Source organism: Pseudoalteromonas sp. 78C3 (assembly GCF_002836695.1).
In the GTDB taxonomy this organism is placed as follows: Bacteria; Pseudomonadota; Gammaproteobacteria; order Enterobacterales; family Alteromonadaceae; genus Pseudoalteromonas; species Pseudoalteromonas arctica.
Window position 1 is genome coordinate 55,507 of record NZ_PJAV01000141.1, and the last position, 8,154, is coordinate 63,660.

Annotated in this window: 10 protein-coding genes; 5 read left to right on the forward strand and 5 right to left on the reverse strand. The window is 41.3% G+C overall.

Going from position 1 to position 8,154, the window contains the following annotated elements:
* From uraH to xdhA, 5 genes are read right to left on the reverse strand one after another with little or no spacing between them, the layout of a single operon-like run.
* A complete protein-coding gene (uraH, locus tag CXF76_RS09560) occupies nt 1-351 on the reverse strand; it encodes a hydroxyisourate hydrolase (RefSeq protein ID WP_101163529.1) in 351 nt (116 codons plus the stop codon).
* Nucleotides 348-848: a 2-oxo-4-hydroxy-4-carboxy-5-ureidoimidazoline decarboxylase gene (gene uraD, locus CXF76_RS09565; protein ID WP_101163530.1), complete on the reverse strand. Its 501-nt coding sequence runs from the start codon at nt 846-848 to the stop codon at nt 348-350. The genes uraH and uraD overlap by 4 nt, the downstream gene beginning before the upstream one ends.
* Nucleotides 845-1,735, reverse strand: a complete 891-nt coding sequence (xdhC, locus tag CXF76_RS09570) for a xanthine dehydrogenase accessory protein XdhC (protein WP_101163531.1) — start codon at nt 1,733-1,735, stop codon at nt 845-847. The genes uraD and xdhC overlap by 4 nt, the downstream gene beginning before the upstream one ends.
* A complete protein-coding gene (xdhB, locus tag CXF76_RS09575) occupies nt 1,728-4,067 on the reverse strand; it encodes a xanthine dehydrogenase molybdopterin binding subunit (RefSeq protein WP_101163532.1) in 2,340 nt (779 codons plus the stop codon). Before xdhB ends, xdhC begins: the two co-directional genes overlap by 8 nt.
* Nucleotides 4,054-5,553: a xanthine dehydrogenase small subunit gene (xdhA, locus tag CXF76_RS09580; protein ID WP_101163533.1), complete on the reverse strand. Its 1,500-nt coding sequence runs from the start codon at nt 5,551-5,553 to the stop codon at nt 4,054-4,056. Before xdhA ends, xdhB begins: the two co-directional genes overlap by 14 nt.
* Before the next feature lie 395 nt (nt 5,554-5,948).
* Between xdhA and CXF76_RS09585 the strand changes: the two genes are divergently transcribed.
* The 5 genes from CXF76_RS09585 to CXF76_RS09605 all read left to right on the forward strand — a co-directional run.
* Complete coding sequence (locus CXF76_RS09585; protein ID WP_101163534.1) at nt 5,949-6,173, forward strand: hypothetical protein; 225 nt, start codon at nt 5,949-5,951, stop codon at nt 6,171-6,173.
* A gap of 61 nt (nt 6,174-6,234) precedes the next feature.
* Entirely contained in the window at nt 6,235-6,711 is a 477-nt protein-coding gene (locus tag CXF76_RS09590; RefSeq protein WP_232785112.1) for an RDD family protein, read from the forward strand.
* A gap of 134 nt (nt 6,712-6,845) precedes the next feature.
* Nucleotides 6,846-7,310, forward strand: a complete 465-nt coding sequence (locus tag CXF76_RS09595) for a hypothetical protein (protein ID WP_101163535.1) — start codon at nt 6,846-6,848, stop codon at nt 7,308-7,310.
* A 21-nt stretch (nt 7,311-7,331) separates the two neighbouring features.
* Nucleotides 7,332-7,817: a hypothetical protein gene (locus CXF76_RS09600; protein ID WP_232785113.1), complete on the forward strand. Its 486-nt coding sequence runs from the start codon at nt 7,332-7,334 to the stop codon at nt 7,815-7,817.
* Nucleotides 7,818-7,892: 75 nt separating this feature from the next.
* Nucleotides 7,893-8,154, forward strand: a 262-nt coding sequence (locus CXF76_RS09605; protein ID WP_101163536.1) for a hypothetical protein, incomplete at its 3' end; no start/stop codon positions are given.

An 8,154-nucleotide genomic window follows, 5' to 3' on the forward strand; every position in this document is an offset into this window, starting at 1 on the left:
TTAGCTACCTCTGTATGTAGAGTAGCCAAACGGGCTAAGCAACAATGGGATATGATGATGTTTAGTATCTTGTAATCTAAAAGCTATTTGCGCCTCTGGGTAAAACGCAGGGGTAGGTTGGTTTTGGTAATAACTATCTAAATCAAATACCAGTTTATAGGTTGCAAATTCTACTTCTGTATTTAGCCAGTCGGTAATTCGCCCATCGGTATCGGTTGTGCCTTGGGTTAGTTGTACCCATTCGTTATTTGTAAGTTTAAATAGCTTAACAGCAACGTTTGCTGCAGGTTTTCCGGTGCTGGTATCAAGTATATGGGTGGTAATAGGGCTTTTGTTCATACTTTTATTCATAGCAGTGACTCCAATCTTATTTTTGTTATTTTGGCTTGTTCGCCCGCGGCTATATTTAGCTCTGTACTGCGGGTGTTGTGTATGCGCTGCTCTATGAGTTCAAGCATTTGTTCGGCCGTTTTACCGGTGGCGCACACAATAAAAATAAAGCCAAACTTGTTCAGGTACTCTTTATTAAGGGTAATCATTTTGGTAAGTACGGCTTCGTTTGCTTTGCTCATACCTGATTGCTCATGCCCCGCTTTTTGTGCGGTAGCAGCGTATTTTTTGCTAAGGGTTGATAAGTCACCTATTTGCGGGTGGCCTTCAAAGGCAGCTAAATAGTCGCTCTCGCCAAGGCTATCCCATATGCTTTTTGCGCATTCAAACAGCTGTTGAGCACTTTTAAATGGCATTGCTTTTACCATGGCTGCCACCCAGTTAGGGGCCGCGCAGCAATGCTCAAATGCTTGTTTTGCTTGTGCATCATTTAGCGTATTTATTTGTAAGCTGCTCATGCGTCTACTTCCTCCTGCGTGGTGCTAATTAAGGCATTTTTTAGTGTGCGCCACTGCAAGCCTTGGCGTTTTGGCGCTTGGGTTTGCATAGCCTGATAAAGGGCAATTAGCTGTCCACTAATCGAAATAGCCACTTCCATTGGTAATTTGCCCGAAATGTTATTAAGCCCAACAGGGCAGGTCATTTGCTGTATTTGAACGGCTGTAAAATCGCGATGTGCTAGGCGCTGCTTAAAGCGTTTGGCTTTAGTGTCAGAGCCAATTACACCAAGCCAATTGGCATCGGCGCGTTTAATAATGGCTTGGGTGAGTGCAAAGTCGAGCTGGTGGTTATGGGTTAATATTAAGTAATTGTTAGCTTTAGGCGCACGTTTTACTTGCTCTGTTGGTTCTTCATCAACCACTTTTACTACGTTATTTGGAATAGCCTGTGGGAATACATCGGCGCGGCTATCTATCCAGCGTATGCGCATAGGTAGTTGTGCCAATATACCAATAAGCGCCTGTGCTACGTGGCCTGCGCCGTAAATGTCGAGGGTAAAGCGCTCGCATTGCATGCATTCAAGCATAACGGTGGCAGCCCCGCCGCAGCACTGGCCTAAATTTGCACCTAGGTTAAATTGCTCAATTACTTGGGCGGCTTCGCCTTTGGAAAGTAGTTCGCGGGCTTTTTCTATTACTACGTACTCAAGATGGCCACCGCCAAGGGTGTCGTAAATATGCTCGCCGCTTATTACCATTTTAGAGCCTGTGCCGCGTGGGGTTGAGCCATTGGTGCCAAGTACCGTGGCAATTACATAATTGGTGCCGCTTTGTTCATGCTCGTTAATTGCCTGCGCCCAATTTTGAGTATGAAAACCTTGAAAAGACTGGTTTAAATTAGTCATGTTGATGCTCCTTAAACCAGCTAGCGGTTTGCTCAATTGCACTCAATACTCGCTCTGGGGTTGCGGGTGTATCCAGTGGGGCTGTGTATTTGTAATCAGCCACACTGCTTATGGCATTACGAATCGCGCTCCATACACTAAAGGCCAACATAAACGGCGGCTCGCCTACAGCTTTTGATCTAAATACGGTGGTTTCTGGATTGGCAGAGTTATATAAATTTACGTTAAATTCGGCGGGTGTATCGCCAATGGCTGGTATTTTGTAGTTAGCAGGACCAAAGCTTGCAAGCTGGCCTTTATCATTCCATTGTAAGTCTTCGGTTGTTAGCCAGCCCATACCTTGTACAAAGGCGCCTTCAATTTGCCCTATATCAAGTGCTGGATTAATTGAACTGCCTACATCGTGCAGTATATCAACGCGGGTTACCGTGTTTTCGCCGGTTAGGGTATCTACTTCTACTTCACTCAGTGCTACGCCGTGAGCGTAGTAAAAAAATGGGCGGCCTTCGCCTTTGGCTCTGTCGTAATGAATTTTTGGTGTGGCGTAATAACCCGTTGATGAAAGCGATATACGATTCATGTAAGCAAGATTTGCAAGTTCGCTAAAGCTAATTTCCCCTTTGCTAAAAGTAATGAGGTTATCTTTAAATGTAATACTTTGGCTGTCTACTTCAAAGTGCTCGGTAATAAAATCAATTAAGCGCTCTTTTATTGTGTTTACTGCATTTAGCGCCGCCATACCGTTTAAGTCGGTACCGCTTGAAGCCGCTGTTGGCGAGGTGTTTGGCACTTTGTCGGTACGCGTAGCACTAATACTTACCGCGTTAAAATCGACCCCAAAGCCATGGGCCACAATTTGCGCAATTTTGGTGTTGAGCCCTTGGCCCATTTCGGTGCCACCGTGGTTTAAATGTATAGAGCCATCGCTATATACATGTACTAATGCACCGGCTTGGTTTAAGTGTTGTACAGTAAACGATATACCGTATTTAACCGGCGTCATCGCAAGGCCTTTTTTGATAATAGGCGACGTGGCATTAAACTCTTTAATAGCAGTTTTACGTGCCCAGTAGTCACCCGACTCCTCAAGCTGGTTTATCATATCTATTAAAATATGTTGCTCTACGGTTTGATGGTACGGCGTGGTGTCGCGGCCTTTCTTGTATAAATTAAGTTTTCGGATCTCAAGCGGATCTTTACCTAATTTGGCTGCTATATCGTCCATTATTAGCTCGCCCATAGTCATTCCTTGCGGGCCACCAAATCCTCTAAATGCGGTATGGCTTACGGTATTTACTTTACAGCGATTACCCTTGATTGTGGCGGCTGGGTAGTAGTAGGCGTTATCGGCATGAAACATGGCGCGATCTACAATTGCATCAGATAAATCAGGCGAGTAGCCACAAAACCCATTTACGGTAATGTCGGCACCTTCTATTAAACCATTTTCGTCAAAACCAACATGGTATTGGTTATAAAAAGGGTGGCGTTTACCGGTTAATTTAAAATCGTCGCTGCGGGCTAGGCGCATTTTTACTGCGCAGCCAAGGTAATAAACCGCAAGGGCTGCAAGGCATGCCCATGGTGCGCCTTGGGTTTCTTTGCCGCCAAAAGCACCGCCCATACGGCGGGTTTCTACGTTTACAAAGCTAAATGGCTTTTTTAAAATTTTAGCAACTAAGTGCTGCACCTCAGTAGGGTGTTGCGTAGAGCATTGAACATGAATGCCCCCGTCGTTATCAGGTTGCGCCAGCGCTATTTGGCCTTCTAAATAAAAGTGTTCTTGCCCGCCTATGTTTATTTCGCCTTTAAGCTGGTGGGCTGCGTTATTAATGGCTTGTTCGCTGTTACCACGGTTAATTGAATGGGGCGGCCTCACCCAATGCTCTTTGCTAATGGCTTCTTTAATATCAAGTATGGGTGTAGTTTGCTCGCACTCAATAACCACTAAGCGTGCAGCGCGACGCGCTATTTCATAGGTGTCGGCAACGACAATTAATACTGGTTGTCCGTGGTATTGAATCTCATGGCTAGTGAGTAATACATCACCAGGAAATACCGGGCCAATATCTAATTTACCCGGTACATCTTCTGCCGATAAAATACGTTTAACGCCTTTAACTGCCAGTGCGAGACTTGTATCAATTGATTTAATAAAGCCGCTTGTAACAGGGGCGAGCACTGGGTAGGCATGCAGGCAACCGTAAGGCTCAGGATTATCGTCGGCAAAATTTGCACTTCCACAAACTTGTTTAATAGCGCTTTCGTGATATTTAGATTGTCCAACGCTACCACCTTGCGCTTTTAGTTTATCCATTTCAAAGTGACGCATGTGAGATCCTCGTAATGGCAATGTTGTTATTGTTGCGTGCTTGCGGCTCACAAAACTCAATACCAATGCGTTGTAATAAGTTTTTGCTTACCGTAGTGCGATAATGTGCACTGCTTCTTACATCGCTCATGGGCGTAAAGTCATCGTTAATAGCCGTTGCTGCATCTATAAAGCTACTTACTTGTAATGATTGAGATATCAGCTTTTGCTCAATATGCTGTGCGCGCTTAGGAATAGCAGCCATACCGCCCATAGCGCAGCGGGCTTGAGTAATCATGTTTTGTGAATGCTCTATAGCAAGTACCAAACACACGGTAGATATATCGTCTTCAAAGCGTTTTGATATTTTATGACACGCCAGTTTTAGCGACTCTGGGCGCTTTGGGATGGTGAACTTACTTATTACTTCATCGCTTTTAAGCACTGTTTTTTTGTAATCAATAAAGTAGTCGGCAACTTTAATAGTGCGCGTACCAGCGCTGCTTAATAAATCCATTGATGCATTAAGAGCGATTAAAAGGGGAGCTGGATCGCCAATCGGAGAGGCATTCCCTATGCTGCCACCGAGTGTGCCGCTGTTACGTACTTGGCTTGATCCTAAGCGTTCAAATAGCTCTTTTGACTCTGGGTAATGGTTATAAAATACCTCAACAAATTGGCTATAAGGTAGTGCTGCACCAATGTGTAGCTCACCGTTATTATCTGCCAAGGTGCAAAGCTCCTTTACTTGGCTAAGGGAGATAATTACATCTGGTAAGAGCATGTTTTGGCTAAGCTCAATGGCAAAGTCGGTGCCACCAGCAACTAAATGTACATAAGGATAAAGCGCTTTTAGCTCAACAAGTTGTTGGGCAGTTTGTGGTAAGTAAAATTTGCGAGGACCATTTTTTAAAAATGGAATATCGTCATCATATTGCGTATTAAGTGATGCTTTAAATTGAGCGGCCATTGCTGAGTAAGGTTCAGCTTTACGCTCATAGCTATAGGCTTTTTCGGCTGCAAGTAATATAGGGCTATAACCTGTACAACGGCATAAGTTACCGCCAAGTGCATGAATAACCGCTTTTTTACCAGGGTACGTTGGCTCATTAATATAAAGAGCCAACAAACTCATTATTATACCGGGCGTGCAAAAACCACATTGCGAACCATGGCACTCCACCAGTGCACGTTGTACGGGGTGTAAATCGGTTAAGTTTGGGTATAAGCCAGTAGTCACAGCCTCTACCGTTACTATATGTTTTGCATGCGCATTACCTAATAACAATAAACAGCTGTTCATTGTTTTGTATTGCCAACTAGTTTGCCCGTTTGCATTTATACGCTCTTCACCCACTAAAATTGTGCACGCGCCACAGTCGCCAGTTGCACATCCTTCTTTGGTGCCCACTTTCCCTTTTTTGGTGCGAAGCCAGTCCAAAATGGTGAGACTTGGCGAACATTCTTGTACTTCAATTGGCGTGTTATTTAATAAAAATTGAATCACACAGACCCCCTTAATTTTTATAAAGCCCTGATACATAAAGGCTTGGCGTATGTTTTTTCTTGTTGTTTGCGCACGGGTAAGAAAAATACTTTTTAATCTTTAATTAGCTTATTGCAGTTACTATGCCATTGTTGACCGCTTGGTCAGTTAAGGGCGGTTGGGTTAAATTGTCGAGGTATAGGTAATAACGGAGTCGCTTTAAAAATAAAGCACGGTGAAGCGAATGCTTTTACTATTTAAATCTAAAGGGGGAAATAGGGCTGGTAAAAGCAAATTAATGAAAATGCTTTATGGTGTGGTTAAACCTGACCAAGGGGACATGTTTTTTAATGGCCGTATAATACCAATCAGCAATAGTACTTGATCAATTTAAGGGCTTAAACCTGTCGCTAACTGTGTTAAAAATTTCTGATATAGAACAACTAAATAACGAAATTTTTGCCTTGTTATCGACACGATTTTCTTATCTCAAAATAGCTCACTTAATTAAGCTGATTGGTATAATAAATATAAAAGAGCCTACTGATGCGCTAGATTTAGCAGGACATACCAGCACGCTTGCAGGTCAAATTGTAAAAACGCCAACACGTTATGGTATGTTATTAAAAACACATAAATAATTGATTAACTTAAATTAATTATGTTAAATTACGATGAAAAGAAGATACGGACTTAGCTTTTATGGACTCTAAAATTGATTTTTCTACCTACACTTTAGATGAGCTTTACTCATCAGCGAGAGCTATAGATCGCGAAGCCTACCCAGATCGAGCAAAAGAAATAGACGACTTAATTAAAACGCGAGAAGCACAGAGCCCATCTGAAAATATTGTATCAAAAGTAGCAGGAGAAAAAGCAACGCGCTCAGATAGGCTAGTGGCTGCTATTGTTGATGGCGTTTTAGGTGTTGTTTGTTTTATACCTGTATTCATGCTCGTAGGGTTTGATAATTTAAGCCAACCAACACTTGCTTTATCTGCAGGTTTGCTAGGTTATGGCATATTAAGCACGTTAGTGCTTCATGGTTACCTTATGTACCAACGCGGACAAACAATTGGTAAATCTTTAATGTCTATCCGTATTGAAAATTTAGACGGTACACAAGCAAGCTTTACTACAATTTACTTTAAACGCATGCTTTCTATGCAACTATTATGACTTGTCCCTTCGGTAGGTCAGTTTATAGCTGGTTTTGTTAATCCATTATTTATATTTGGAAAAGATAAACGATGTTTACATGATCATTTAGCGGGAACAAAAGTGAGTTATGTAGATTAATCAGGATATTAATTATGGCAGCTTTGCCTAGGCAAAAAAAATTACCCGGATTTAAAATAGTCTATAGTTTGGCTTTATCAGCATTATTTATTGTCATTTTGCTATTTTACATGGAAGTAATTAACGAAAAACCTTTATTGCATCAGTTTTTATATTTGTTTGGATTATCTTCTTTAGGAGTGGTTATTGAATGGCTATCTACAAATAATAAGCAATCACAAGCTATTGATATTGCGAATGGTGAATTTAAATTACTTGGTATAAATATAAAGGTGTCTGAGCTAGAAGAAGTACTTTATTGTCAAACGAAACGGTTTGAGCATACATTAAGGTTTAAATTTAGAGACGCGACTTACCGAGACATAGAAATATCAGCCCCTGACTTGATTGATGATTTGCGTTTTTATCACTTTATGGTTGGTAATGGTTTACCAGTAAAAATGACAGACGATAGAGGGCGTTTTTTTGAGGGAAATTAACATTACAGCAAGGAGCGAGTGATGATTAAAAAAGCTTTTATTCTAGCAAGTGCGGTCCTTAGTGGATATTCACATGCAGGCTCATTTGAAGGATGCTATTCAAGAACAGACAAAATAACTAGCGCGATCCCTATGCTCAACGACGATGGGAGCGAAAGTAACGAGCGTTTTAAATTAAAAACGAGCTATATAAATATATTTAAAAAAGACGATAAATATTTTACAGAAGGTCTTATCTGGGGCTTTAACTTTCATATTTGCACTATCACAGCCCCGTTAGAAGGGACGACAGAACCATTACCTTTAGTACTAAAGGGTAAAAAACTGGTGTTTGAAGAGCAAGAGCCCGAATACGATATTAACTGTAAGTTTGAGCTAGAATTTGATGAGAATGGTTTGAATATTAAGGATGAAAACTATCATTGCTCTAACTACATGTTTTACTGTGGAGCACACGCAAGTGTTAATAATATTCAATTAGTTAAAACGTCTAAAGGGTGCAATTAACAAAGCCATTTTTAATATTTTTTGGATCAGCCAGTTTGTATTTTAACTTGCTGAAACTGCTAACAAGGACTTGCCATGCGCGGCTTTTTATTATTTATAGGCTACTCATCTTATATTGGTAGTATGGGTGATGGTCTGCTTGGCTTATATGCCTTATGGGTTTTAATAAGTAATGAATTAGCACTTTTAAGCTTATCGCTTAATGACTTTTTAGCGCAGTATGTTGAGTTTATATTTTGGGTAAAGCAGGTCGCATTTTATGTAATGCCACAAGGCTTTGCCAATTGGTTATTTGGTATTCCAGCCGTTATTTACTTTCCCGTACGTATATTAATGA